Annotated in this window: 20 protein-coding genes; 9 read left to right on the top strand and 11 right to left on the bottom strand. The window is 61.9% G+C overall.

The features are described from left to right. Positions 1 to 110 precede the first annotated feature (110 nt). A complete protein-coding gene (locus BLT65_RS32735) occupies positions 111 to 1,286 on the top strand; it encodes a porin (protein WP_091785943.1) in 1,176 nt (391 codons plus the stop codon). Here the strand turns inward: BLT65_RS32735 and BLT65_RS32730 are convergent. From BLT65_RS32730 to BLT65_RS32710, 5 genes are all read right to left on the bottom strand, one after another. Then, positions 1,283 to 1,822 carry a cytochrome b/b6 domain-containing protein gene (locus tag BLT65_RS32730; RefSeq protein ID WP_042306728.1) on the bottom strand — a complete coding sequence of 180 codons (540 nt, stop codon included), beginning with the start codon at positions 1,820 to 1,822 and terminating at the stop codon, positions 1,283 to 1,285. The genes BLT65_RS32735 and BLT65_RS32730 overlap by 4 nt on opposite strands. A 15-nt stretch (positions 1,823 to 1,837) precedes the next feature. Continuing rightward, complete coding sequence (locus BLT65_RS32725; protein WP_042306730.1) at positions 1,838 to 2,101, bottom strand: PepSY domain-containing protein; 264 nt, start codon at positions 2,099 to 2,101, stop codon at positions 1,838 to 1,840. Between the two features lie 114 nt (positions 2,102 to 2,215). Next, entirely contained in the window at positions 2,216 to 2,932 is a 717-nt protein-coding gene (locus BLT65_RS32720) for an anti-sigma factor (RefSeq protein ID WP_091785940.1), read from the bottom strand. After that, entirely contained in the window at positions 2,929 to 3,531 is a 603-nt protein-coding gene (locus BLT65_RS32715; protein ID WP_244186822.1) for a sigma-70 family RNA polymerase sigma factor, read from the bottom strand. The genes BLT65_RS32720 and BLT65_RS32715 overlap by 4 nt, the downstream gene beginning before the upstream one ends. Positions 3,532 to 3,915: 384 nt before the next feature. After that, positions 3,916 to 4,989, bottom strand: coding sequence for an alkene reductase (locus tag BLT65_RS32710; RefSeq protein WP_091785934.1), 1,074 nt, complete (start codon positions 4,987 to 4,989; stop codon positions 3,916 to 3,918). 206 nt (positions 4,990 to 5,195) lie between these two features. Between BLT65_RS32710 and BLT65_RS32705 the strand changes: the two genes are divergently transcribed. Beyond that, complete coding sequence (locus BLT65_RS32705; protein ID WP_091785931.1) at positions 5,196 to 6,068, top strand: LysR family transcriptional regulator; 873 nt, start codon at positions 5,196 to 5,198, stop codon at positions 6,066 to 6,068. A gap of 49 nt (positions 6,069 to 6,117) precedes the next feature. On the opposite strand, the gene ctlX is transcribed toward BLT65_RS32705, so the two are convergent. Both ctlX and BLT65_RS32695 read right to left on the bottom strand, forming a co-directional pair. Continuing rightward, positions 6,118 to 7,059, bottom strand: a complete 942-nt coding sequence (ctlX, locus tag BLT65_RS32700; protein WP_091785928.1) for a citrulline utilization hydrolase CtlX — start codon at positions 7,057 to 7,059, stop codon at positions 6,118 to 6,120. Between the two features lie 42 nt (positions 7,060 to 7,101). Next, complete coding sequence (locus BLT65_RS32695) at positions 7,102 to 8,163, bottom strand: ornithine cyclodeaminase (protein WP_091785924.1); 1,062 nt, start codon at positions 8,161 to 8,163, stop codon at positions 7,102 to 7,104. 218 nt (positions 8,164 to 8,381) lie between these two features. On the opposite strand from BLT65_RS32695, the gene BLT65_RS32690 reads away from it, so the two are divergent. The 3 genes from BLT65_RS32690 to BLT65_RS32680 all read left to right on the top strand — a co-directional run bounded on the left by BLT65_RS32690 (position 8,382) and on the right by BLT65_RS32680 (position 9,962). Then, a complete protein-coding gene (locus tag BLT65_RS32690) occupies positions 8,382 to 8,813 on the top strand; it encodes an Lrp/AsnC family transcriptional regulator (protein ID WP_007584877.1) in 432 nt (143 codons plus the stop codon). Between the two features lie 161 nt (positions 8,814 to 8,974). Beyond that, on the top strand, positions 8,975 to 9,820 hold the full coding sequence (locus BLT65_RS32685) for an ureidoglycolate lyase (RefSeq protein WP_091785921.1): 846 nt from the start codon (positions 8,975 to 8,977) through the stop codon (positions 9,818 to 9,820). A 13-nt stretch (positions 9,821 to 9,833) separates the two neighbouring features. After that, positions 9,834 to 9,962: a short-chain dehydrogenase gene (locus BLT65_RS32680; RefSeq protein WP_091785918.1), complete on the top strand. Its 129-nt coding sequence runs from the start codon at positions 9,834 to 9,836 to the stop codon at positions 9,960 to 9,962. On the opposite strand, the gene BLT65_RS32675 is transcribed toward BLT65_RS32680, so the two are convergent. Then, the gene (locus BLT65_RS32675) at positions 9,955 to 10,905 is read right to left on the bottom strand and encodes a LysR family transcriptional regulator (RefSeq protein WP_007589404.1); all 951 of its coding nucleotides are present in this window, start codon (positions 10,903 to 10,905) and stop codon (positions 9,955 to 9,957) included. The genes BLT65_RS32680 and BLT65_RS32675 overlap by 8 nt on opposite strands. A gap of 166 nt (positions 10,906 to 11,071) precedes the next feature. Between BLT65_RS32675 and BLT65_RS32670 the strand changes: the two genes are divergently transcribed. The 4 genes from BLT65_RS32670 to BLT65_RS32655 all read left to right on the top strand — a co-directional run bounded on the left by BLT65_RS32670 (position 11,072) and on the right by BLT65_RS32655 (position 16,926). Next, positions 11,072 to 12,805, top strand: a complete 1,734-nt coding sequence (locus BLT65_RS32670; protein WP_091785915.1) for an IlvD/Edd family dehydratase — start codon at positions 11,072 to 11,074, stop codon at positions 12,803 to 12,805. Between the two features lie 11 nt (positions 12,806 to 12,816). After that, entirely contained in the window at positions 12,817 to 14,406 is a 1,590-nt protein-coding gene (locus BLT65_RS32665) for an aldehyde dehydrogenase (NADP(+)) (protein ID WP_091785912.1), read from the top strand. A 196-nt stretch (positions 14,407 to 14,602) separates the two neighbouring features. Continuing rightward, the gene (locus BLT65_RS32660) at positions 14,603 to 15,952 is read left to right on the top strand and encodes an MFS transporter (RefSeq protein ID WP_091785909.1); all 1,350 of its coding nucleotides are present in this window, start codon (positions 14,603 to 14,605) and stop codon (positions 15,950 to 15,952) included. A gap of 44 nt (positions 15,953 to 15,996) precedes the next feature. After that, the gene (locus tag BLT65_RS32655; RefSeq protein WP_042306762.1) at positions 15,997 to 16,926 is read left to right on the top strand and encodes a dihydrodipicolinate synthase family protein; all 930 of its coding nucleotides are present in this window, start codon (positions 15,997 to 15,999) and stop codon (positions 16,924 to 16,926) included. Positions 16,927 to 17,853: 927 nt separating this feature from the next. Here BLT65_RS32655 and prpF read toward each other — a convergent pair. From prpF to prpC, 3 genes are all read right to left on the bottom strand, one after another. Further along, positions 17,854 to 19,035 carry a 2-methylaconitate cis-trans isomerase PrpF gene (gene prpF / locus BLT65_RS32650; protein WP_091785906.1) on the bottom strand — a complete coding sequence of 394 codons (1,182 nt, stop codon included), beginning with the start codon at positions 19,033 to 19,035 and terminating at the stop codon, positions 17,854 to 17,856. Positions 19,036 to 19,071: 36 nt separating this feature from the next. Further along, positions 19,072 to 21,669 (bottom strand): Fe/S-dependent 2-methylisocitrate dehydratase AcnD, encoded by a 2,598-nt coding sequence (gene acnD, locus BLT65_RS32645; RefSeq protein WP_091786111.1) that lies wholly within the window; start codon positions 21,667 to 21,669, stop codon positions 19,072 to 19,074. A 257-nt stretch (positions 21,670 to 21,926) separates the two neighbouring features. Beyond that, positions 21,927 to 22,886 (bottom strand): bifunctional 2-methylcitrate synthase/citrate synthase (gene prpC, locus BLT65_RS32640; protein WP_167306592.1); only part of this gene is annotated, 960 nt, incomplete at its 5' end.

Raw genomic sequence — 22,886 nt, 5'->3', positions numbered from 1 at the left:
GCAAATAAACAACACCTCTTTGGCAGTTCGCTTTGCTGCAACGAATTGACGGGCTATGCTCCTGTTCACGAAATTGATCCAGCTGGCTCACTAATTACTGTGGATCGCTGATGAAAAAGATCGTTATCTCCAGTGCCATTGGCGCACTTTTCGCTGCCGCGACTCCGCTGGCTTTCGCACAAAGCTCGGTCACGCTATACGGCATCGTCGATGAAGCCATCCGCTATCAGACGAACGCCGGCCCGGGCGGCGATGACCAGGTCGCCATGACCTCGGGTCCGGAAACCCACAGCCGGTGGGGCTTGAAAGGCAGCGAGAATCTGGGCGGCGGATGGTCCGCAGTCTTCCACCTCGAAAACGGCTTCGAAGCCTTCAATGGGACACTACACGTTCCCGGCACATTGTTCAGTCGACAGGCTTACGTGGGCCTGTCGAACGAGCAGTGGGGCGCACTCACTTTTGGCAGGCAATACGCGCCCGCTTACGACACCCTGGGCGATATCTTCGATCCATTGACCGTCGGCAACTATTGGCAAAACAGTTGGCCCTATAACGGCATCGGCAATTACCTGGAAATCAACAACGCGGTCAAGTACAAAGGCACGTTCTATAACCTGGCCATCGATGCGCTTTATGGCTTCGGCAACCAGCCAGGCGCGCTCGGTCTCGGCGCCATCTACGCCGTGGAACTGACGTATACATATGGACCAGCCATGCTCAACGCAGGCTTCCAGCAGGTTTCGGTACCAACCTCTGCGACGGGCTCTGCGGTCGGCACCAGTGTCGGCAGTGCAATCAATGGTGGCAAGACGAACTTCCTGCATATCAGCGGCGCGTGGCAGGTCACGCACGATGTCCGTCTGCTGGCCGGCTGGCTTCACGGCCAGGATCAGACAGGATTGACCGACGTCAACATGCAACAAGCGGGCTCGCCGACCTTGAAGGGTGCCAGCCCCAACCGCATCGACGATACCTTTTACGTCGGTGCGAACTGGAAAGCCACTGCGCCACTGCTGTTCACGTTCGCCTACTACTACGGACACGCGCGCAATGCTGAACGGCTCGACGGTTCGCTCGGTACGGGGGTGAACCAGTCGGCTACGATTCTCGCCGAATACTCTTTTTCGAGGCAGTCGGAAATCTACGCGATCACGGACTGGGCGCGCGGCACGGGCGCCTTCGCCGCCGACTATCCGGGCGGAGTCAATTCCGCCGGTGTGCCGACCAATACCATTGGCCGAACCAACCAGTTGGGCGTGGCAGTCGGTCTTCGCAAGATGTTCTAAGGACGGGCATTCGGCCTGCGCTTGTCGGCGGGATCGCGTTTGAAGCCGGTCAGCATCGAGCCGATCAGATTGTCGCGTGTCCAGATGCTCATGATGATGGCCGCGAAGATGTGTACGCACACGCAGACTTGCAGCGCGATCGAGAGAACCGTGTGAAGGTCATGCGGCCAGTCTTCGCCCCAGAACGCGTCGAGGCGCATCAGCCAGCCGCTTAGCGCCAGTGCCAGAATCAGCAGCCAGAGTGCGATTGCCATCAGGCCGCCGAGCGGATTGTGCGACAGATGATGCAGCGGCTTGCCGGCGGCCAACGAGTACACGTAGTCTTTCAGATGCGCAGGCGTCGGCCACCAGGCGGAGAATCGTGCATAGGGCGTGCCGATAAACCCCCACACGAAGCGACAGGCAACCAGGCCGGCAGCGATATAACCAAGTACTCGATGCGCCTGGTCAGTCGGCCCGAACAGATTCCACACGACGATGCCGGCGACGGTCCAGTGTGTGAACCGCACGCCTATGTCCCAGGTTTTGACGGGCATCGCGCGCGCCGGGCGTCAGTCGATCTCGGACTTCACGACGGCAAGCGTCTTGGTGTCGTAGTAGATCTCGACCTTCTTGCCCTCTTTGTTGTGGCCGTAAATTTCGTAGCAGTTGCCGTCGACCTTGAACTTCTTGATCTTGTAGCCTTGCGCTTCGAGCTGCGCGCGTGCATCCGATTCCTTCATCCACTCGCTCTTCGGATACACCGGGCAATCGGCTTTAGCGAACGCCGTGCCGGAAAGGCCCATTGCCACGCATAACGCCAGGAACTTGAACATCCGCCACCTCATGTGCTGGTTTGTCGAGCGGTTACTCTACGTCCACCCAGACTGGTTCGCAAGCTTATTGTAGGGTTTAAGCGAATGCTGCCGGTATCACCCGCGTTCGAACTTTCAGATTCCCTCGACGCGCCCCGCTGCAAGTACGGGCCCGGTGGGTTGCCCGGTTGGCGATCCCCCTTGCGGTTCAAGGGACACCGCAAGCGTGGTCTGTGCGCCGAGTTGCTGAAGCTGTGCCTGCGCGACGTGTACGATCGTCGGGCGCTGCGGATCGATGACGCCCAGGGAGACGGGTTTCGAGCCGGGCAGAATCATCCACATCTGCGTGGAATGGTTGGCGGCAATCGCGAAGTCGCGAGGCGGAACGACGACGATCTGTGCATGTTGCGCATCCACCGTTGCCGTCCAGGCTGCGCCCGCACCTTGCCGTTCGAGCGTCGCAACCAGATATTGCGCGCCTGCGGGCGGGGCCTCGGCTTCGTGCAACACGGTGCGTGTCAGGACAACTGCGAGCGCGCAAGCTGCGACCACCGACGTCAATCCCGTCCAGCGCCAGAACGACAGGCTGTTCCATAGACGCGCGCGGCGCCCCGTCTGTGTCCAGCCCAACTGCGCTTGCAAACGGTCCCACACGTGTGAAGGCGGCGTCACCTCCGCCACGTCTTCGTTCAAAGGCATCAGGCGCGCTTGCCAACGCGCTAGCGATTCGGCCATGCCCGCTTCCTGCTGCATCGCGAGCTCGATTTCGCGGCGCTCCTCGTCGCTGAGCACGCCTAGCACGTACTCCGCGCAGCGAAGGTCTTTTTCGTCGGAAGAGGCGGGCGTATTCATTGTTCAAGACACGTCTTCAGCTGCATCAGACTGCGGCGGATCCAGCTTTTCATGGTACCCAGCGGGACACTCATTCGCGCGGCCAGTTCGGCGTACGACGAACCCGTGAAGAATGCCTCCCTGATCGCGTTTCTCTGGATGTCGGGGAGAGCTTGCAGACACAACTCGAGCCGCTGGCGTTCCTGACTGAGTTGAGCAAGGGCGGCGGGAGTGGGTGATTCGTCGACGATCTCTTCGACAGTAGTTTCGTCGAGCGACACCGTGCGGCGGCGCCTGATGCGATCGATTGCGCGATTGCGCGCGATCGTCCCGAGCCACGTGAGAGCGCTGGACAACTGTGGATTGAACGTGGCCGCCTGGTTCCAGGCCGTGACGTACACGTCCTGAAGCGTGTCCTCGGCTTCGGACCGGTCACGCAGTACCTTGATGCAAATGGCGAATATCTTTGGCGATGTACGACGATAGAGCGTTTCAAACGCAGCCCGGTCGCGCAACGCAACAGCCGACAGTATGCGATCCAGATCGTCGCGCCCGGAGGTGTCCGAAGACGTGGGCGTACGCGTCGCGTCACGCATTTCCTTCGGTTGCCTTGAGGACATGTTCCACCCGGGCTGGCTGTACACGGTACGCCTTCGTGCATGTAGTGTATCAGCGCGATGCGCATCCAGTAGCCCGCCGCCGGGTAATGGTCGCGAGGGCATCGGATCTCCTGGACGGTCGTACACGCGGATTCAATTCCCTTTTTACGTTGTTCGACGTGTCGCGGATGCAAAGCGGGAAGGCATTACCGTTTTTCCCGCTGTTGCACCGACGCATGGCGCTTCAGTCAATCAACCCGGGTGCATCCAGCAGCTTCGCGCCGAAGCGCCAAACGTTACCGTGCCGTAGCGCGTGTTGGACAGGCCCCCGACGAAGCAATATCCCGGCGACGGCCGAAGTGACTGACCCGTCAGCGTTCGACGGCTTCGACACAGCGGGTAACGTCAGGCACCGGCAGCGTCGTGCAAGTGCGGATAATCCGTGTATCCGCGCGCGTCGCCACCGAAGAACGTCGTCCGGTTCGCTTCATTCATCGTTGAATTAGCCGTCAACCGTGCAACGAAATCGGGATTCGCCAACACCATCTGGCCGTATGACTCCAGATCGGCCAGCCCTGAAGCCAGATCGCTCCCGACCCGTTCAAGCGGACGGCCGGGCCGGTTCACGATGAGAGCCCGCGTCCATAACTTGCGGATGTCGGAGAGCAACACCTCGTTGCCCTGATGCATGATGTGAACGTAAGCCAACCCCAGCTTGTCGAGTTCGGCAACCAGGAAGCGGTACAGATCCGGGCCCTCGGCGCCTTCGTCGATGCCCCACATCGTCGTTCCGGGCGACAGTCGGATGGCCGTGCGCTCCGCGCCGATTTCACTGGCGATCGCCGTGGCGACTTCGATGGCAAAGCGGGCGCGATTTTCAATCGAGCCGCCGTAGTCGTCGGTACGCATATTTGCACTCGGCGCGAAGAACTGCTGAACCAGATAAGCGTTCGCGCCATGGATTTCGACGCCATCGGCGCCGGCCTCGATCGCACGGCGCGCGGCGTGTCGGAAATCCTGGACGGTCTGACGGATTTCGTTCGTGCTCAGCGCGCGCGGTGCGGGTATCTCCTGCATGCCCGTGGGCGTGAACATGCCCGTGCCCGGCGAGATCGCGGAAGGCGCGACGCCCTGACGATGATGCGGCGTATTGTCGGGATGCGACATGCGCCCGGCATGCATGAGCTGGATGAAGAGATGTCCGCCTTTTGCATGGACGGCCGACGTCACCTTTTTCCAGCCAGCGACATGTGCATCCGTATAAATGCCGGGCGTCGTCAGGTACCCCTGTCCATCGTCCGAGGGCTGGGTGCCCTCGGTGACGATCAGCCCGATGTCTGCGCGCTGAGCGTAATACTCGGCGGCCAGTTCGCCCGGCGTTCCGTCGAACTGCGCGCGCGAACGTGTCATCGGCGCCATGACCAGGCGGTTGCGCAGCACGTGTCGACCGACGCGGACGGAATCGAACAATGAGTTCATCACGTAATCCTTGATTGTCTTGAATGAAAGACGGCTGACTGCAGGTCACTGACGCGCGACTTGCATGTCCGTTCGAGCGACGAGCGCTGCCGGCGCAGCCATGAACCGGGCATTGCACTCGTCATGAGTAGAGATCATCGCCCGCTTCATCCTCGGGATAAATATGGTAATTTGCAGAACATTGATCCATTGATGGAGCAGTGGAAGTGGAGCTACTCAATGACATGGCGCTGTTCGTCGAGGTCGTCAAAGCCAAAGGCTTTCGTCACGCTGCGCAGGTGCTGGATATGCCGAACTCGACGTTGTCCAGGCGCATCGCGACGCTGGAAAAGGCGATCGGATTGCGTCTTCTGCACCGGACCACACGCAGGATCGAGCTGACGGAAGCCGGGCAGCTCTATTTCGAGCGCTGCAAACGTATCGTCGACGAAGCACGCCTCGCACACGAGCAACTCGGCGACATGCTTGCGAACCCCAGGGGCGTGCTTCGCGCGTCGTTGCCAGTCGACTTCGCCGTGACGTACCTCGCGCCATTGATCGCCGAATTCGCCCGGCTCTACCCCGGCATCACCTTCGACTTCGACTTGACGCCACGGCAAGTCGATCTGGTCAGCGAACCCTTCGACGTAGCGATTCGTATGGGCGAGCCTGCGGATTCGCAGCTCATCGCGCGGCCGTTGGCGTCGCTTCGGCCCAGGCTATACGCATCGACGGGTTATCTCAAACAGGCTGGCGAGCCGCGCAAGCCCGTCGATCTGGAACGACACGAATGCCTGGGCATCCTGAGAGCGGGTGCATGGACATTGAACAACGGAAGACGGAGCGTCACGGTGTCTGTGGGAGGACGGTGTACGCTCAACAGCGTCGGCATGATCCGGCGGCTGGCGACGCTCGATATGGGCATCGTGCTGCTGCCCGAAGAAATCGTCGCAGATGAACTGGCCAGCGGGAAGCTGCGCCACATCATGCCCGAATGGGAAGGCACCGCCACGCCAGTCTATGCAATCACGGAAACCCGTCTGTTGCCCGCGAAAACACAGCACTTCATCGGATTTCTTCGGGAGCGGTTGGGTCGGTAAGCCAGGTGATCGAAGACTCGTTCGAAAGGTGCCAGTTTTTAAGCGAACTTCAGCCGCGACGCGCCAGGTGAATACCGGCGAGCATGCAACGCACGGAGCCACCCGCCAGTTCGATAGTCGGCACGTCGAGCGGCAACAGCTGCGCGGACCGCTCGATCAGCCTGCGCTGCCGCTGTGTGAGACAGCCGAGCGCACGCCGCGAGAGCGCGAGCACGCGGCCGTCGCGGCCCGTCAGTTCCAGCGCGTTGCCAGCGAAATGACCAAGCTGCTCATTGTCGAGCGCGATCACCGTGCGTCCCGTTTCCGCGAGCCGCCGATGAATGTGCTCGCGCCGGGTTGTATCGCGGATCACGTCGAAGCCAACGAGCGCGAAGTCCGTCGCGACGCTCATCATCACGTTCGTGTGATAGACCGGTTGCCCATTGGAATCGGCCGTATCGAAGCACATCGGCTCGAAGTTGAAATGCGTGCAGAAGCGTTCGAGCGCGACGGGGTCCGCGCGTCGCGAGCGCGCCGTGTACGCGATGCGCGTCACGTGATCGAGCACCATCGCGCCCGTGCCTTCCAGGAAAATATCGTCGTGCTCAAGGCCCGAATAGTCGACGACATCCTGCACCCGATACTCCGCCTTGAGCATCTCGATCACATCCGCGCGTCGCTCGCGTCGGCGGTTGCGGCTGTACATCGGATATAGCGCGACATGGCCGCCCGGATGCGTCGAGAACCAGTTGTTGGGGAAGACGGAGTCGGGCGTGCTGTTGTCCCCTGGGTCATCGAAGACATGCACGCGGACACCCGCGTCGGACAGGCGTTGCGCGGCGGCCGTCACTTCGTCGCGCGCGGTGTCGGCTAGAGCGTGCGCATCGGTATCGTCATGCCCGGCGGGCGCGCGTTGAAAGGCGTTGTCCCCGGCGGTTTCGGGATTGGGTGTGAAGCGATGCGGCCGTACCATTACGACGGCCGACGGGGCCTGTATCGACAAGCGGTTCATGTGTGCACGCAGAAGACAGTTGAGCAATGAAACGATGGTGATTCAATGCGCCAGTTCGATCTCGGCATGCTGCGGCGCAGGCGCGTTCTGGGTGCCGATCAATGCAAAGAGGTTCTTCGGATCTGCGGCGGGAGGAATCAGAGAAATCTCTGTGCCAGCGCCGTGCTGCATCGCGAGCGCGTACAGGTACCGCAGCGCGGAATAGTCTTCGAGCGCGAAGCCGACGGAATCGAAGATCGTGACCTGCGATGCGCTTTCCCGGCCTGCGGCTTCGCCCTTCAGCACGCGCCAGAGTTCTACGACGGGAAAGTCGGCGGGCATCTGCTGGATATCGCCTTCGATACGCGTTTGCGGTTCGTACTCGACCACCACGCGGCCCATGCACAGCACGTCGGCATGCAGTTCGGTCTTGCCGGGGCAATCGCCGCCCACCGCGTTCAGATGCATGCCGGGCTCGATCATGTCCGGCATGAGAATCGTCGCGTAGGCCTTGTCGGCGGTTACGGTCGTGACGATATCGGCGCCGCGCACGGCCTCGGCCGTCGATGCTGCGCGCACGACCCGCAGCGCAGGCCAGGCGGACAGATTGCGAACGAGCTTGTCGGTTGCGTGCGAATCGACATCGAACACGCGGATTTCGTCGATGCCGAGTTGCGTGTGAAAGGCGATCGCCTGGAATTCGCTTTGCGCACCGTTGCCGATCAGCGCCATCGTCTTCGATTCGGGACGCGCGAGCGCTTTGGCCGCGAGCACCGAGGTCGCCGCCGTGCGCAGCGCGGTGGTCAGCGTGAGTTCGGCAAGCAGCAAAGGGTAACCCGTATCGACATCGGCGAGCGCACCGAATGCCATCACCGTGTGAATGCCGCGTTGCGCATTGACGGGGTGGCCGTTGACGTACTTGAAGGCGAACAGCTTCGCATCGGCGACGGGCATCAACTCGATCACACCGTCGCGCGAATGGCACGCGACGCGCGGCGATTTGTCGAACTCCGCCCATCGAAGAAAGTCGGCACGCAAGGTGCTGATGAGTTCGTCGATAAAGCGCGGCACGCCGACGCTCGCAACGAGGCGGCTGGTGGCGGGAACGTCGAGGAAGCGGGTCATGGTGTTGTCTCCGGTGATGGTCTTGCGGCCTGGATACGCCGCCCGATAGAGACATTATTTCCGCCCGTGAAGCCAACAGAAAGATGGCAAACTTGCCAAAATTGCTTATGTTTCCGGCATTCTGATAGATTGGGCTGGCATTCTGTTCAATTGCAGGTATTGCACATGGCGTAGCAGCCTTATGCTCGAAGCCTGCTCAACGCACCAAAGGTACTGTCATGATCAATCTCGACGACGTCGATCGCCAGCTCATCGCCCTGTTGCGCGACGACGCTCGCGCCTCTGTCGTCACGCTCGCGAAGGAGCTAAGAGTCGCGCGCGCAACGGTACAAAACCGGCTGGCGCGGCTGGAAAAGAATGGCGTGATCGTGGGCTATACGGTGCGTCTCAAGCAGGCGGCGGAGAAGCATCGGATCCGTGCGCTGATGTCGATTGCCGTGCATGGCAATCGCGCCGCCGAAGTGATCAAGGTGTTACGCGGGCATCCGAACGTAGCGACGATTCACAGCACTAACGGGCGCTGGGATCTGATCGCCGAACTGCATGCCGATTCGCTGGAGAATTTCGATCGCGTGCTGGGGGCGATTCGCATGATCGACGGGATTGCGAATAGCGAGACCAGCATTTTGCTGTCTACTCACAAGGCCTGAAGTGGAGCAGAAGAGCCTGCGTGTATTTTTCTGAGTGGTCGTCCCCAGGATAACCAGAAGTTATCGCCCGCGCAGCAGCTTTCATTATTCAACCCCGTCCCGTTTCCCTACATTGTGCGGCAGACGCAATGTAGCTCAGTCAACTGGAAACGAGGAATCACATGAAATTGCTGCGATATGGCGCACCAGGTCACGAAAAGCCCGGCATTCTCGACCGCCATGGTGCGATACGCGATCTGTCCAGCGTGATCGACGATGTGGCGGGCTCGACGCTGTTGCCCGAAGCGCTGGAACGCCTGCGCCAGGTCGATATCGAGTCGCTTCCCATCGTTTCCGCTCAAGCGCGCATCGGCGCCTGCGTGGGTCGCATCGGCAAGTTCATCTGCATCGGGCTGAACTACGCGGACCACGCCGCGGAATCGAATCTGCCCGTACCGAGCGAGCCTGTCGTGTTCGGCAAGTGGACGTCGGCGGTCGTCGGTCCCAATGACGACGTGCGCATTCCGCGCGGCTCGCAAAAGACCGACTGGGAAGTCGAGCTGGGCGTCGTGATCGGCAAGGGCGGCACGTATATCGACGAAGCCGATGCGCTCAGCCACGTCGCGGGCTATTGCGTCGTCAACGATGTCTCCGAACGCGAATATCAGATCGAGCGCGGCGGCACCTGGGACAAGGGCAAGGGCTGCGACACATTCGGCCCGATCGGCCCGTGGCTCGTCACGGCCGACGAAATCCCCGACCCGCAGCGCCTCGCCCTCTGGCTCGAAGTGGACGGCAAGCGTTATCAGAACGGCAACACGAGCACGATGATCTTCAACGTCGCGCAGATCGTCTCGTACCTGAGCCGCTTCATGAGCCTGCAACCAGGCGACGTGATCTCGACGGGCACGCCGCCGGGCGTCGGCATGGGGCACAAGCCCGAGCCCGTCTATCTGCGCGTGGGACAGACGATGCGCCTCGGCATCGAAGGACTCGGTGAGCAGCAGCAGCGCACAGTTGCTGCATAAGAGGAGCGCGCTGATGAACCAGTACGATTTCACGCAGTGCGCTGCCGTCGTCACGGGCGGCGCGCAAGGCATCGGCTATGCGGTTGCGCAGCGCGCTGTTCGACTTGTCCGGCGGCCGCGCCACTTATTGAGCGTCACGTAATCGCGCCGTAAAGCTCGCCCGCCACCTGCTTCAACGCGCGCACCACTTGCGTCGAAGCGGGCGACAGCAACTGCCCGGTGCGCGTGATGATGCCGAAGTCGTCCATCCGCAGAGGCATGTCGAGCGGCAGGATCGACAGCAGGCCGTGCGCCGCGTAGTAATGCGCGACCTCTGCGGCGAGCACGGCGAGCATGTCGCTTTGCGACAGCAGGCTCGTGACGAACAGCAGTTCCGCGCTTTCGACCACGTTGGACGGCGGCGCGAGGCTTTGACGCTGGAACATCAGCTCGAAGCGATGGCGCAGCACGCTTTGCGCGGGCGGCACGACCCACGACGCGTCGACGACATCCGCCAGCGTCAGCGATTGCGCCGCCAGCAACGGATGACCCGAACGGGCGACGGCGAGCGCCTGTTCTTCAGCGAGAGGCTCGTAGCGCAGATGCAGCTTGTCATGTTCGACGGACAGCCGGCCGATCACGAGGTCGAGCTTGTCCTGCGCGAGGCTTTCGAGCAGCACGTTGCTGCTGTCGATCTCGACGCTCACGCTCAAGCCAGGATGATGCTGCTTGACCTGCGCAATCGCGGCGGGCAGCAGGCTGACGGCGGGCGACGTGATCGTGCCGACGGCCACGCGTCCAAGTTGCCCGGACTTCAGCGCGAGCACTTCCTCGCGCGCCTGATCGAGACTGCCGACCACGGAACGCGCGTGGCGAATCATTACCTCGCCGTAGAGCGTAGGCCGCATGCCGCGCGGCATCCGCTCGAACAGCGGTGCGTCCAGCATTTCTTCCAGTTCGCGCAGCAGCTTCGACGCAGCGGGCTGCGACATGCTCAGCGCGTCGGCGGCGCGGTGGATATTGCCTTCCTCGTCGAGCGCGACGAGCAGCAGCAGTTGCCGCGTCTTCAGCCGCGTACGGACATACCAGGGGTTCGAATCGAGCATAAGGGTTAATACCAATAATTAAAGCGATATCAGTTCGGTGCCAATTTTCATTAGAAAGATATCAGACCGCTTCGTAGACTTCTCTTTTTCCCCATGATCCGCAACCACCATTCGTCCCTTCTCAAACGGTTGCGCACACATCAGCACTTGTCTTCAGGAAGTCAGCATGTCGGATAAGAAAACGAAGCTGCGCTCGACCCAATGGTTCGGCACGGCCGACAAGAACGGCTTCATGTATCGAAGCTGGATGAAGAATCAGGGCATCCCCGATCACGAATTCGATGGCCGGCCCGTCATCGGCATCTGCAACACGTGGTCGGAACTCACGCCGTGCAACGCGCACTTCCGCAAGATCGCCGAGCACGTGAAGCGCGGCATCTACGAAGCGGGTGGCTTCCCTGTCGAATTCCCCGTGTTTTCCAGTGGCGAATCGAATCTGCGTCCCACCGCGATGCTCACGCGCAATCTCGCGGCGATGGATGTCGAAGAAGCGATTCGCGGCAATCCCATCGACGCCGTCGTGCTGCTCACTGGCTGCGACAAGACCACGCCTGCGCTGCTGATGGGCGCGGCAAGTTGCGACGTGCCCGCGATCGTCGTCACGGGCGGGCCGATGCTGAACGGCAAGCTCGACGGCAAGGACATCGGTTCGGGCACGGCCGTGTGGCAGTTGCACGAATCGCTGAAGGCGGGCGAGATCGATCTGCACAAGTTCCTGTCGGCGGAAGCGGGCATGTCGCGCTCGGCGGGCACCTGCAACACGATGGGCACGGCATCGACGATGGCGTGCATGGCCGAAGCGCTCGGCACGTCGCTGCCGCACAACGCGGCGATTCCCGCTGTCGACGCGCGCCGCTATGTGCTCGCGCACATGTCGGGCATACGCATCGTCGAGATGGCGCATGAAGGGCTGACGCTGTCGAAGATTCTCACGCGCGAAGCCTTCCTGAACGCGATCCGCGTGAATGCGGCGATTGGCGGCTCGACCAATGCTGTGATTCATCTGAAGGCAATTGCAGGGCGTATCGGCGTGCAGCTCGATCTGGACGACTGGGTGCGGATCGGCCGCAATACGCCGACCATCGTCGACCTGATGCCGTCGGGCCGCTTCCTGATGGAAGAGTTCTATTACGCGGGCGGCCTGCCTGCTGTGCTGCGTCGACTCGGTGAAGCGGATCTGCTGCCTCATCCGGGCGCGCTGACGGTGAACGGTAAGGCGTTATGGCACAACGTGATGGATGCGCCCATCTACAACGACGAAGTGATCCGTCCGCTCGACAAGCCGCTCGTGAAAGACGGCGGCATCCGCGTGCTGCGCGGCAATCTCGCGCCGCGCGGCGCGGTGTTGAAGCCTTCGGCGGCGACGCCTGAATTGCTCAAGCATCGCGGCCGTGCAGTCGTGTTCGAGAACTTCGAGCATTACAAGGCGCGCATCGTCGATGAAACGCTCGACGTCGACGCGAACTCCGTGCTCGTGATGAAGAACTGCGGACCGAAGGGTTATCCGGGCATGGCCGAAGTCGGCAACATGGGTTTGCCGCCGAAGCTGTTGCGTCAGGGCGTGAAGGACATGGTGCGCATTTCTGATGCACGGATGAGCGGCACGGCATACGGCACGGTCGTGTTGCACGTAACGCCGGAAGCGGCAGATGGCGGCCCGCTCGCCGCCGTGCAGGACGGCGACTGGATCGAACTGAATTGCGATGCGGGCACATTGCGTGTCGATATCAGCGACGAAGAACTGGCGCGCCGACTCGAAAGCCACACGCCGCCCGAGATGCCCGCCGGCGGCGGCTATCAGCGGCTGTATATCGATCACGTATTGCAGGCGGACGAGGGTTGCGATCTGGACTTCCTCGTCGGTTGCCGGGGCGCAGACGTGCCACGCCATTCACATTGAGGAGAGAGCGAATGAACCTGACAGGTGAACTGCTGATTGGCGCAAACGCGCGGCGCGGACAAGGCGCCGGGTTTCATGCCGTCGATGCCGCAACGGAACAAGCGCTGCAAGCGCCGACTTACTACAGCGCGAAATCAGGCGATGTCGACGAAGCCTGCGCGTTGGCCGAAAGCGCATTCGACGCCTACCGTACGCTGCCCGCCGAACGCCGCGCGCGTTTTCTCGATGACATCGCTACGCGCATCGAAGCACTCGGCGATGCGCTGATCGAACGCGCGATGAGCGAATCGGGCTTGCCGAAAGCGCGTCTCGAAGGCGAGCGCGCGCGCACGGCGAACCAGTTGCGCATGTTCGCAACGCTCGTGCGCAGCGGCGACGCGCTCGATGCGCGCATCGAACCCGCGTTGCCCGAACGCCAACCGCCGCGCACCGATCTGCGCTTTCAGCGTATCGGCGTGGGTCCCGTTGCCGTGTTCGGCGCGAGCAATTTTCCGCTCGCGTTTTCGGTCGCGGGTGGCGATACGGCGGCGGCGCTGGCGGCGGGTTGCCCTGTCGTCGTGAAGGCGCATCCGGCGCATCCAGGCACGTCGGAACTCGTGGGCCGCACGATTCAGGACGCCGTGCGTCATGCGGAACTGCCTGAAGGCGTGTTCTCAATGCTGTTCGACGCGGGCCATGAAGTCGGCGCGGCGCTCGTCGCGCACCCGTCGATCAAGGCCGTGGGCTTCACGGGTTCGCGTGCAGGCGGACGCGCGCTGATGGCGATTGCCAACGCGCGCGCGGAGCCGATCCCCGTCTACGCGGAAATGAGCAGCGTGAACCCGAATCTGCTGATGCCCGCAGCGCTGACCTCGCGCGCCGAGACGCTGGCGCGCGATTTCGTTGCATCGGTGACGCTGGGTTGTGGGCAGTTCTGTACGAATCCGGGCTTGATGCTCGGCATCGCAGGCGAAGGCTTCGAGCTTTTCGCTGCAACCGCCGCGCAGAGCGTTGATGGTGTGCAGGCGGGCGTGATGCTCACGGGCGGCATTCTGCGCGCTTACGAGGCAGGCATCGAACGGTTCGCAGCGAATCCCGCTGTGACGACGCTGGCGCGCGGCAAGGCGCCCGAAGCGGGCAGCCGGCGCGCGCAAGCGGTGTTGTTCCGCGTGAGTGCGAAGAGTCTGATCGCGGATCACACGCTGGCCGACGAAGTGTTTGGTCCGTGCAGCGTGCTGGTCGAATGCGCCGACGCTGATGAGTTGCGCACGGTGTTGAATCGTATCGAAGGGCAACTGACGATCACGCTGCATCTCGACGACGCCGATCAACCCGCCGCACAAGCGCTGCTGCCGATTCTCGAACGCAAAGCGGGCCGCATTCTCGCGAACGGCTTTCCGACGGGCGTTGAAGTCTGTGACGCGATGGTGCATGGCGGCCCGTTCCCCGCGACATCCGATGGGCGCAGCACGTCCGTCGGTACGGCGGCGATCGAGCGTTACATGCGGCCTGTTTGCTATCAGAACCTGCCTGCCGCGCTGTTGCCCGAGGCGTTGCGCGATGCGAATCCGCTTGGCGTGCATCGACGGTTCGCGGGGCGGCATGAGCGAACGGCTGGTTGAGCAGGCAAGCCGTCAACGCAGTACATAACGACATAGCTTTGCATGGGACCAGAGTAAGGAGCTGAAGCTCCAACTCTGGTCGAAGCTTTGCATGGGACCAGAGTAAGGAGCTAAAGCTCCAACTCTGGTCGACAGCTTTGCATGGGACCAGAGTAAGGAGCTGAAGCTCCAACTCTGGTCGACAGGAGACATAGCAATGACTACACCCTACGCCAGCGCGCAGCAGGCCGCGCCCGCAGTCGATGCGGGAACGGGCGCGGCGCTCGCCGACGAACAGCGGATCATGAATCTGCTGATACGCCGGCTGATTCCGTTTCTCGCGCTGATTTACGTCGTCGCGTACATCGACCGCTCCGTGGTTGGCTTCGCGAAGCTGCACATGAACGCGGCCGTCGGCATTAGCGACGCGTCCTATGGCCTCGGCGCGGGGCTGTTCTTCATCGGGTATTTTCTGTGCGAAGTGCCGAGCAACCTCGCGCTCGAACGCTTCGGCGCACGCGTATGGTTCGCGCGGATTCTGTTCACGTGGGGCGTCATCACGATGCTGATGTCGCTCGTCAGCGGTCCGACGAGCTTCTACGTGTTGCGCTTTCTGCTCGGCGCGGCGGAAGCGGGCCTGTACCCGGGTATTCTGTACTTCCTCACGAAGTGGTTTCCGATGCGGCATCGCGCGCGCATCATTGGCTTGCTGGTGCTCGCGCAACCGCTTGCGGGGATTCTGACGGGACCCGTCGCGGGCTTCGTGCTGTCGACGCATGGCGTGTTCGGCCTGTCGAACTGGCAGACGCTGTTCGTGCTGAGCGGCCTGCCCGCCGTGCTGCTGTGCGTGCCGACCTTGCGCGTGCTGCCCGAGTCGCCCGCGAATGCGAAGTGGCTTGCGGCGTCGGACCGCGCGTGGATCGAACGCGAACTCGCCGCCGATAGCGCGTCGTATGGACTGCAGTCGCACGGCAATCCGCTTGCGGCGCTGAAGGACAAACGCGTGCTGCTGCTCGCGCTGCTGTTCCTGCCGTTTCCGTTGAGCATCTACGGGTTGTCGTTGTGGCTGCCGACGATTATCAAGGCTTTCGGCGTCACCGATGCCGTGACAGGCCTGCTGTCCGCCGTGCCGTATCTGTTCGCGGTGGTGGGACTGTGTGTCGTGCCGCGTCATTCGGATCGCAAGCGTGAACGGTACTGGCATATCGTCGTTGTGTCCGGCGTTGCGGCGATTACGATGGCGTTGAGCGCATGGACGCACACGCCCGCGCTGCAATTCCTGTTTATCTGCCTGACGGCGTTCTCGCTGTATTCGATTCAGGCAGTAGTGTGGGCGTTGCCCGGTCAGTTTCTGTCGGGTGCGCGCGCGGCTGTCGGCATCGCGACGATCAATTCGCTCGCGAATCTGGGCGGCTACGTCGGGCCCTACGGCATCGGTCTGATCAAGGATGCGACGGGCAGCCTCGCGTCCGGCCTGTACTTCCTGTCCGCGACGCTGCTGTTCGCCGTCGTGATTACGTTCGTCGTGCGGGCATCGTTGCCCGAACCGAAGGCGCATGCGCGCTGATGCGCATGTGACCCGTTCAAAACATTTATAGCGGAGCCCAAGTCATGACCTCACAACGCACTCCACGTTATCGCGGCATCTTCCCTGTGGTGCCGACTACCTTCACCGAAACGGGCGCGCTCGATCTGGAGAGCCAGAAGCGCGTCGTCGATTTCATGATCGACGCGGGCTCGGACGGCCTGTGCATTCTCGCGAACTTCTCCGAGCAGTTCGCGCTCTCCGACGACGAGCGCGAGACGCTCACGCGCGTGATGCTCGAACATGTTGCGGGCCGCGTACCCGTCATCGTGACGACGAGCCATTACAGCAGCGCCGTGTGCGTCGAGCGCAGCCGCCGCGCGCAGGAGCAGGGCGCATCGATGGTGATGGTGATGCCGCCGTATCACGGCGCGACCTTCCGCGTGCCCGAGACGCAGATCTATGAGTTCTACGCGCGGCTGTCGGACGGCATCGACATTCCCATCATGATTCAGGACGCGCCCGCGAGCGGCACGGTGTTGTCGGCGGCATTTCTTGCGCGGATGGCGCGTGAGCTTGAACAGGTGTCGTACTTCAAGATCGAGACGCCCGGCGCGGCTGCGAAGCTGCGCGAGTTGATCCGTTTGGGCGGCGACGCCGTGGAAGGCCCGTGGGACGGTGAAGAAGCGATCACGCTGTTTGCGGATCTCAACGCTGGCGCGACGGGTTCGATGACGGGCGGCGGCTATCCCGACGGTATTCGCCCGATTCTCGAAGCGTTCCGCGAAGGCAAACGTGATGAAGCGTTTGCGCAGTATCAGCGCTGGTTGCCGCTGATCAATCATGAGAACCGTCAGACGGGGCTGCTCGCGGCGAAGGCGCTGATGAAAGAGGGTGGCGTGATTGCATGTGAGGCCCCGCGGCATCCGCTGCCGGCGATGCATGCCGATACGCGGGCTGAGCTGATTGATATTGCGCGGAGGCTTGATCCGTTGGTGTTGCGGTGGGGGAAGTGAAGGGTTAGCGCGTTAGCGGCGGCCGGTGTGTTTGCCCTTGCGCTGGCATCCGCGTTACGGTGTTTGCCGTTCAAGCGGTTTGGTTGTTTTGCCTTTGCGCTTGCATCCGCGCTTTGCCTTCGTGCTTCAAGCGTCGCCCCTGTGCGGGGCGGCACCTACTTTTCTTTGCCGCCGCAAAGAAAAGTAGGCAAAAGAAAGCGGCTAACACCGCCAATCTTTGTTCCTGCCTGAGGGCCCCCAACCGGTCCCTCACTTCACACGGCAACCTTCCTGTTCGCGTTCGTTGCCAACGCACTTGCAGTGCGCCTCACCCGCTTCACGCACCCACAATCCGGCATGCCGTGCCAGATAGTCCACCGCCGCCCAGGTGGCAAACTGTGTGTAGGCCGTAGTACCACACACGCATCACTCCGGACCAATAGCGCACGCGTGCCACCCTGTGAGAGCGCTACCCTATACGCCGCGACAACCTACACACAGTTTGCCACCTGGGCGGCACATACCATTCGCTGCCGCTAACACGTGTACGGGTGTGTGAAGTGGGTGAGGCGTTCATTCAAAGCGTTGGCAACTAACATGAGTCACGTGATTGCCGTGTGAAGCGTAAGAACCTTTGACGGCCCTCAGGCAAACACAAGAACTGGCGGTGTGAGCCGCTTTCTTTTGCCTACTTTTCTTTGCGGCGGCAAAGAAAAGTAGGTGCCGCCCCGCACAGGGGCGACGCGTGAAGCACGCTAACAAACCGCGGATGCCAGCGAAAAGGCAAACACACCAACCGGCAACGCCCGAACCGCGAAGGCAAAATGCGGATGCCAGCGCAAAGGCAAACACACCGGCGACGCATGAAGGACGATAACAAATCGCGGATGCCAGCGTAGTAGCAAACCCGAATGCCAACGAATACCCCGGCTTAGCGTCGCAGACAAATCACCCAGGCACCCGAACCCACCCTTCCATCAAAACCCGCGCACTCCGGCTCATAACGGCCTTCTTAACGGCCCACTCGCCGTCCTCGAGAGTAGCCAGCGCACCGACCCGCAAAGTCCCCGAAGGATGCCCGAAGCGCACAGCTTCGCGCTCGCCACCGCCAGCGGCAAGATTCACCAGCGTGCCAGGAATAGCCGCTGCCGTGCCAATAGCAACAGCCGCTGTCCCCATCATCGCGTGATGAAGCTTCCCCATCGACATAGCGCGCACGAGCAGATCAACATCATCAGCAGCAACAGCCTTGCCGCTCGAAGCGACATAACCCGAAGGCCGGGCCACAAACGCCACCTTAGGCGTATGCTGCCGCGTCGCGATTTCATCGAGACTCTTGATCAGCCCCATCCGCAGCGCCCCATGCGCACGAATGGTCTCGAACTTCTTCAGCGCCGCGTCATCGCTATTGATCGCGTCCTGCAGTTCTGTACCCGTGTAGCCGATAGCATCGGCATTAACGAAAATCGTCGGAATACCAGCATTGATCATCGTCGCCTTGAGCGTGCCGACGCCAGGCACCTCCAGATCATCGACGACATTACCCGTCGGGAACATCGCACCTTCCGCACCTTCTTCCTCTGCAGCAGGGTCCAGAAACTCGAGCCGCACTTCCGCAGCAGGAAAAGTCACGCCATCGAGCTCGAAGTCCCCTGTCTCCTGCACGGAGCCATTAGAAACAGGCACATGCGCAATGATCGTCTTGCCAATGTTCGCCTGCCAGATCCGCACGACAGCAACGCCGTTATCCGGCACACGTTCAGGATCGACAAGTCCACCCGTAATCGCAAACGGTCCCACCGCCGCCGACAGATTCCCGCAATTACCACTCCAGTCGACAAACGGCTTATCGATCGACACCTGCCCGAACAGATAATCCACATCATGATCCGGCCTGCTGCTCTTCGCGACGATCACCGTCTTGCTGGTGCTCGACGTCGCGCCGCCCATGCCGTCGATCTGCTTGCCATAAGGATCAGGGCTGCCGATCACGCGCAGCAGCAACGCGTCGCGCGCGGCGCCCGGCACTTGCGCCGCTTCGGGCAAATCCTTCAGGCGAAAGAACACGCCTTTGCTGGTGCCGCCGCGCATATACGTGGCGGGAATCTTGATCTGAGGTGCGTGTGCCATGTGTTTTGATCCTGTTGAATCTGATGACGATCCGTCTCAGGCCGCTGCCTTCGACGACTCCAGGAAGTCTTGCGCAAAGCGCTGCAGCACGCCGCCCGCTTCGTAAATCGACACTTCCTCCGCGGTATCGAGACGGCACGTGACGGGCACTTCAACGCGCTCGCCGTTCTTGCGATGAATCACCAGCGTCAAATCCGCGCGCGGCTTGCGCTCGCCGATCACGTCATACGTCTCCGTCCCGTCGATACCCAGCGCGAGCCGGTTCACGCCCGGCTTGAACTCGAGCGGCAGCACACCCATGCCGATCAGGTTCGTGCGGTGAATGCGCTCGAAGCCTTCCGCCACGATCGATTCGACACCCGCGAGCCGCACGCCTTTCGCCGCCCAGTCGCGTGACGAGCCCTGGCCATAGTCCGCGCCCGCGATGATGATGAGCGGCTGCTTGCGGTCCATATAGGTTTCGATGGCTTCCCACATGCGCGTGACCTTGCCTTCCGGCTCGATGCGCGCCAGCGATCCCTTCTTCACCTGTCCATCCACGACAGCCATTTCATTGGCCAGCGTCGGATTGGCGAACGTCGCGCGCTGCGCGGTGAGGTGATCGCCGCGATGCGTCGCATACGAGTTGAAGTCCTCTTCGGGCAGGCCCATTTTCGTGAGATATTCGCCCGCTGCGCTGTTCGCGAGAATCGCGTTCGACGGCGACAGGTGGTCCGTCGTGATGTTGTCGCCGAGCACGGCGAGCGGGCGCATGCCTTGCAACGTGCGCTCGCCAGCCAGCGCGCCTTCCCAATACGGCGGACGGCGAATGTACGTGCTTTGCGCGCGCCAGTCGTAGAGCGGGCTGATCGGTTCGCCGCTTGCGGCCGTCACAGCGAACATCGGCTCGTAGACCTTGCGGAACTGCTCCGGCTTCACGCTCTGCCTGACGATCTCGTCGATCTCTTCATCGCTCGGCCAGATGTCCTTCAGATAAACCGGCTTGCCGTCCTTGTCGGTGCCGAGCACATCGCGCTCGATATCGAAGCGGATCGTCCCCGCAATCGCATACGCGACGACGAGCGGTGGCGACGCGAGAAACGCCTGCTTCGCATACGGATGAATACGGCCATCGAAGTTGCGGTTGCCCGACAGCACGGCCGTCGCGTACAGATCGCGATCGATGATCTCCTGCTGGATCTTCGGATCGAGCGCGCCCGACATGCCGTTGCACGTCGTACATGCAAACGCGACGATACCGAAGCCGAGCTTCTCCAGATCGGGCAGCAGGTTCGCTTCCTGCAAATACAACTCTACGGCCTTCGATCCCGGCGCCAGCGATGACTTCACCCACGGCTTGCGCGTCAAACCGCGAGCATTCGCATTGCGCGCGATCAACGCCGCAGCGATAACGTTGCGCGGGTTGCTCGTGTTCGTGCAGCTCGTGATAGCCGCGATGATGACAGCGCCATCGGGCATTTGTCCCGGCACGTCTTCCCATTTGCCGGCGATGCCGCGTTCGGCGAGATCGGACGTCGGCAGGCGTTTGTGCGGATTCGACGGACCCGCCATGTTGCGCACGACCGTCGACAGATCGAACCTGAGTACGCGCTCATATTCGGCGTTCTTGAGCGAATCGGCCCACAAACCAGCCGCTTTCGCATACGTTTCGACGAGCTTCACTTGCGCGTCGTCGCGGCCCGTAAGGCGCAGATAGTCGATGGTCTGTTCGTCGATGAAGAACATCGCGGCCGTTGCGCCGTATTCGGGCGCCATGTTGGAGATCGTCGCGCGGTCGCCGAGCGTGAGGCTCGACGCACCCTCGCCGCGGAACTCCAGATACGCGCCGACTACTTTTTCTTTACGCAGGAATTCCGTCAATGCGAGCACGATATCGGTTGCGGTGATACCCGGCTGACGTTTGCCCGACAGCTCGACGCCGACGATATCCGGCAAGCGCATCCACGAAGCGCGGCCCAACATCACGTTTTCCGCTTCCAGGCCGCCGACGCCCACGGCAATCACGCCAAGCGCATCGACGTGCGGCGTGTGACTGTCCGTGCCGACGAGCGTATCGGGATACGCGACGCCATCGGTAGCCTGAATGACAGGCGACATCCGTTCAAGATTGATCTGGTGCATGATGCCGTTGCCCGGCGGAATCACCTCGACGTTCTTGAATGCCTTCTTGGTCCAGTTGATGAAGTCGAAGCGGTCTTCGTTGCGCCGGTCTTCGATCGCGCGGTTCTTCGCGAACGCATCCGGATCGAAGCCGCCACACTCGACAGCGAGCGAGTGATCGACGATCAACTGAACGGGTACAACGGGGTTCACCTTGGCCGGGTCGCCGCCCTGATCGGCGATCGCATCGCGCAGTCCCGCGAGATCGACGAGCGCCGTTTGCCCGAGAATGTCATGACACACGACGCGCGCCGGAAACCACGGAAAATCCAGTTCGCGCTTGCGGTCGATCAATTGCCGCAGCGAATCGGTCAGCGTCGCGGGATCGCAGCGGCGCACGAGGTTCTCGGCGTGTACGCGCGACGTGTACGGCAGCTTGTCATAAGCGCCTGGCTGGATCGCGTCGATCGCGGCGCGCGTGTCGAAGTAATCCAGCGAAGTGCCGGGCAGCGGTTTGCGGTGTGCAGTATTCATGGCGTAGGGACACATGCGATATTGATCGTGAGCCGGCGTGCGATGCCGCGTCGCGGCTTTGGCACACATGGCTCCGTGTGGTGGCCGGCTTGCCGTCCACGTGTTTCTTGCGAAGTGTAGCGCTTCAGCGGGCGCCGGGTGTAGCGGCGCAAACTTAAAAGGCGCATAAAAAGCAGCCTTGGCTCGCGGGTATGCCGAACCAAGGCCGAACAGGATTGCGGCTCTCGCACCGCACTTCCAGGAGTCTACTTGCTCACTCAGGCGCGCTTCGAAAGCGGGACGAACGCGAGATCGTCCGGGCCCGTGTAATTTGCGCTGGGTCGAATGATCTTGTTGTCGACGCGCTGCTCGATGATGTGCGCGGCCCAGCCGGACGTGCGCGAGATCACGAAGAGCGGCGTGAACATGGCCGTCGGCACGCCCATCATGTGATACGACACCGCGCTGAACCAGTCGAGATTCGGGAACATCTTCTTCGCGTCGGCCATCACGCCTTCGAGCCGCTCGGCGATATCGAACAGCTTCATGTTCGATGCTTCTTTTGACAGCTTCTTCGCGACTTCCTTGATCACCTTGTTGCGCGGATCGGAGATCGTGTACACGGGGTGTCCGAAGCCGATCACAACTTCCTTGTTTTCGACGCGGCGGCGGATGTCGGCTTCTGCCTCATCTGGCGTCTGGTAGCGCGACTGGATTTCGAACGCGACTTCGTTCGCGCCGCCGTGCTTCGGGCCGCGCAGCGCGCCGATCGCGCCCGTGATGGCCGAATACATGTCCGAGCCCGTGCCCGCGATCACGCGGCCCGTGAACGTCGACGCGTTGAATTCATGCTCCGCGTAGAGGTTCAGCGACACATGCATCGCATCGACCCATGATTTCGGCGGCTCCACGCCATGCAGCAGATGCAGGAAGTGGCCACCGATCGAATCGTCGTCGGTTTCGACTTCGATCCGCTTGCCGTTGTGCGAGTAGTGGTACCAGTACAGCAGCATCGAGCCGAGCGAGGCCATCAGCTTGTCGGCGATATCGCGCGCGCCCGGCAGGTTGTGATCGTCTTTTTCGGGCAGCACGGTGCCCAGCACGGAGACGCCTGTGCGCATCACGTCCATCGGGTGGGCGGCGGCGGGAATCCATTCGAGCGCGGCCTTCACGTTCGCGGGCAGGCCGCGCAGCGCCTTGAGCTTTGTCTTGTAAGCGGCGAGTTCGGCGACGTTGGG

This window comes from Paraburkholderia steynii (assembly GCF_900100565.1).
Classification (GTDB): domain Bacteria; phylum Pseudomonadota; class Gammaproteobacteria; order Burkholderiales; family Burkholderiaceae; genus Paraburkholderia; species Paraburkholderia terrae.
This window is presented reverse-complemented; position numbering and strand designations above follow the sequence as displayed.

What these genes read in the sequence shown, in the direction of transcription:
- BLT65_RS32670 (WP_091785915.1), top strand. Translation starts at nt 11,072, where the DNA reads ATGTCGGATAAGAAAACGAAGCTGCGCTCGACCCAATGGTTCGGCACG.
- BLT65_RS32665 (WP_091785912.1), top strand. Translation starts at nt 12,817, where the DNA reads ATGAACCTGACAGGTGAACTGCTGATTGGCGCAAACGCGCGGCGCGGA.
- BLT65_RS32720 (WP_091785940.1), bottom strand. Translation starts at nt 2,932, where the DNA reads ATGAATACGCCCGCCTCTTCCGACGAAAAAGACCTTCGCTGCGCGGAG.
- BLT65_RS32655 (WP_042306762.1), top strand. Translation starts at nt 15,997, where the DNA reads ATGACCTCACAACGCACTCCACGTTATCGCGGCATCTTCCCTGTGGTG.
- BLT65_RS32695 (WP_091785924.1), bottom strand. Translation starts at nt 8,163, where the DNA reads ATGACCCGCTTCCTCGACGTTCCCGCCACCAGCCGCCTCGTTGCGAGC.
- BLT65_RS32675 (WP_007589404.1), bottom strand. Translation starts at nt 10,905, where the DNA reads ATGCTCGATTCGAACCCCTGGTATGTCCGTACGCGGCTGAAGACGCGG.
- BLT65_RS32730 (WP_042306728.1), bottom strand. Translation starts at nt 1,822, where the DNA reads ATGCCCGTCAAAACCTGGGACATAGGCGTGCGGTTCACACACTGGACC.
- prpF (WP_091785906.1), bottom strand. Translation starts at nt 19,035, where the DNA reads ATGGCACACGCACCTCAGATCAAGATTCCCGCCACGTATATGCGCGGC.
- BLT65_RS32725 (WP_042306730.1), bottom strand. Translation starts at nt 2,101, where the DNA reads ATGTTCAAGTTCCTGGCGTTATGCGTGGCAATGGGCCTTTCCGGCACG.
- BLT65_RS32715 (WP_244186822.1), bottom strand. Translation starts at nt 3,531, where the DNA reads ATGTCCTCAAGGCAACCGAAGGAAATGCGTGACGCGACGCGTACGCCC.
- BLT65_RS32710 (WP_091785934.1), bottom strand. Translation starts at nt 4,989, where the DNA reads ATGAACTCATTGTTCGATTCCGTCCGCGTCGGTCGACACGTGCTGCGC.
- BLT65_RS32660 (WP_091785909.1), top strand. Translation starts at nt 14,603, where the DNA reads ATGACTACACCCTACGCCAGCGCGCAGCAGGCCGCGCCCGCAGTCGAT.
- ctlX (WP_091785928.1), bottom strand. Translation starts at nt 7,059, where the DNA reads ATGAACCGCTTGTCGATACAGGCCCCGTCGGCCGTCGTAATGGTACGG.
- acnD (WP_091786111.1), bottom strand. Translation starts at nt 21,669, where the DNA reads ATGAATACTGCACACCGCAAACCGCTGCCCGGCACTTCGCTGGATTAC.
- BLT65_RS32685 (WP_091785921.1), top strand. Translation starts at nt 8,975, where the DNA reads ATGAAATTGCTGCGATATGGCGCACCAGGTCACGAAAAGCCCGGCATT.
- BLT65_RS32690 (WP_007584877.1), top strand. Translation starts at nt 8,382, where the DNA reads ATGATCAATCTCGACGACGTCGATCGCCAGCTCATCGCCCTGTTGCGC.
- BLT65_RS32735 (WP_091785943.1), top strand. Translation starts at nt 111, where the DNA reads ATGAAAAAGATCGTTATCTCCAGTGCCATTGGCGCACTTTTCGCTGCC.
- BLT65_RS32680 (WP_091785918.1), top strand. Translation starts at nt 9,834, where the DNA reads ATGAACCAGTACGATTTCACGCAGTGCGCTGCCGTCGTCACGGGCGGC.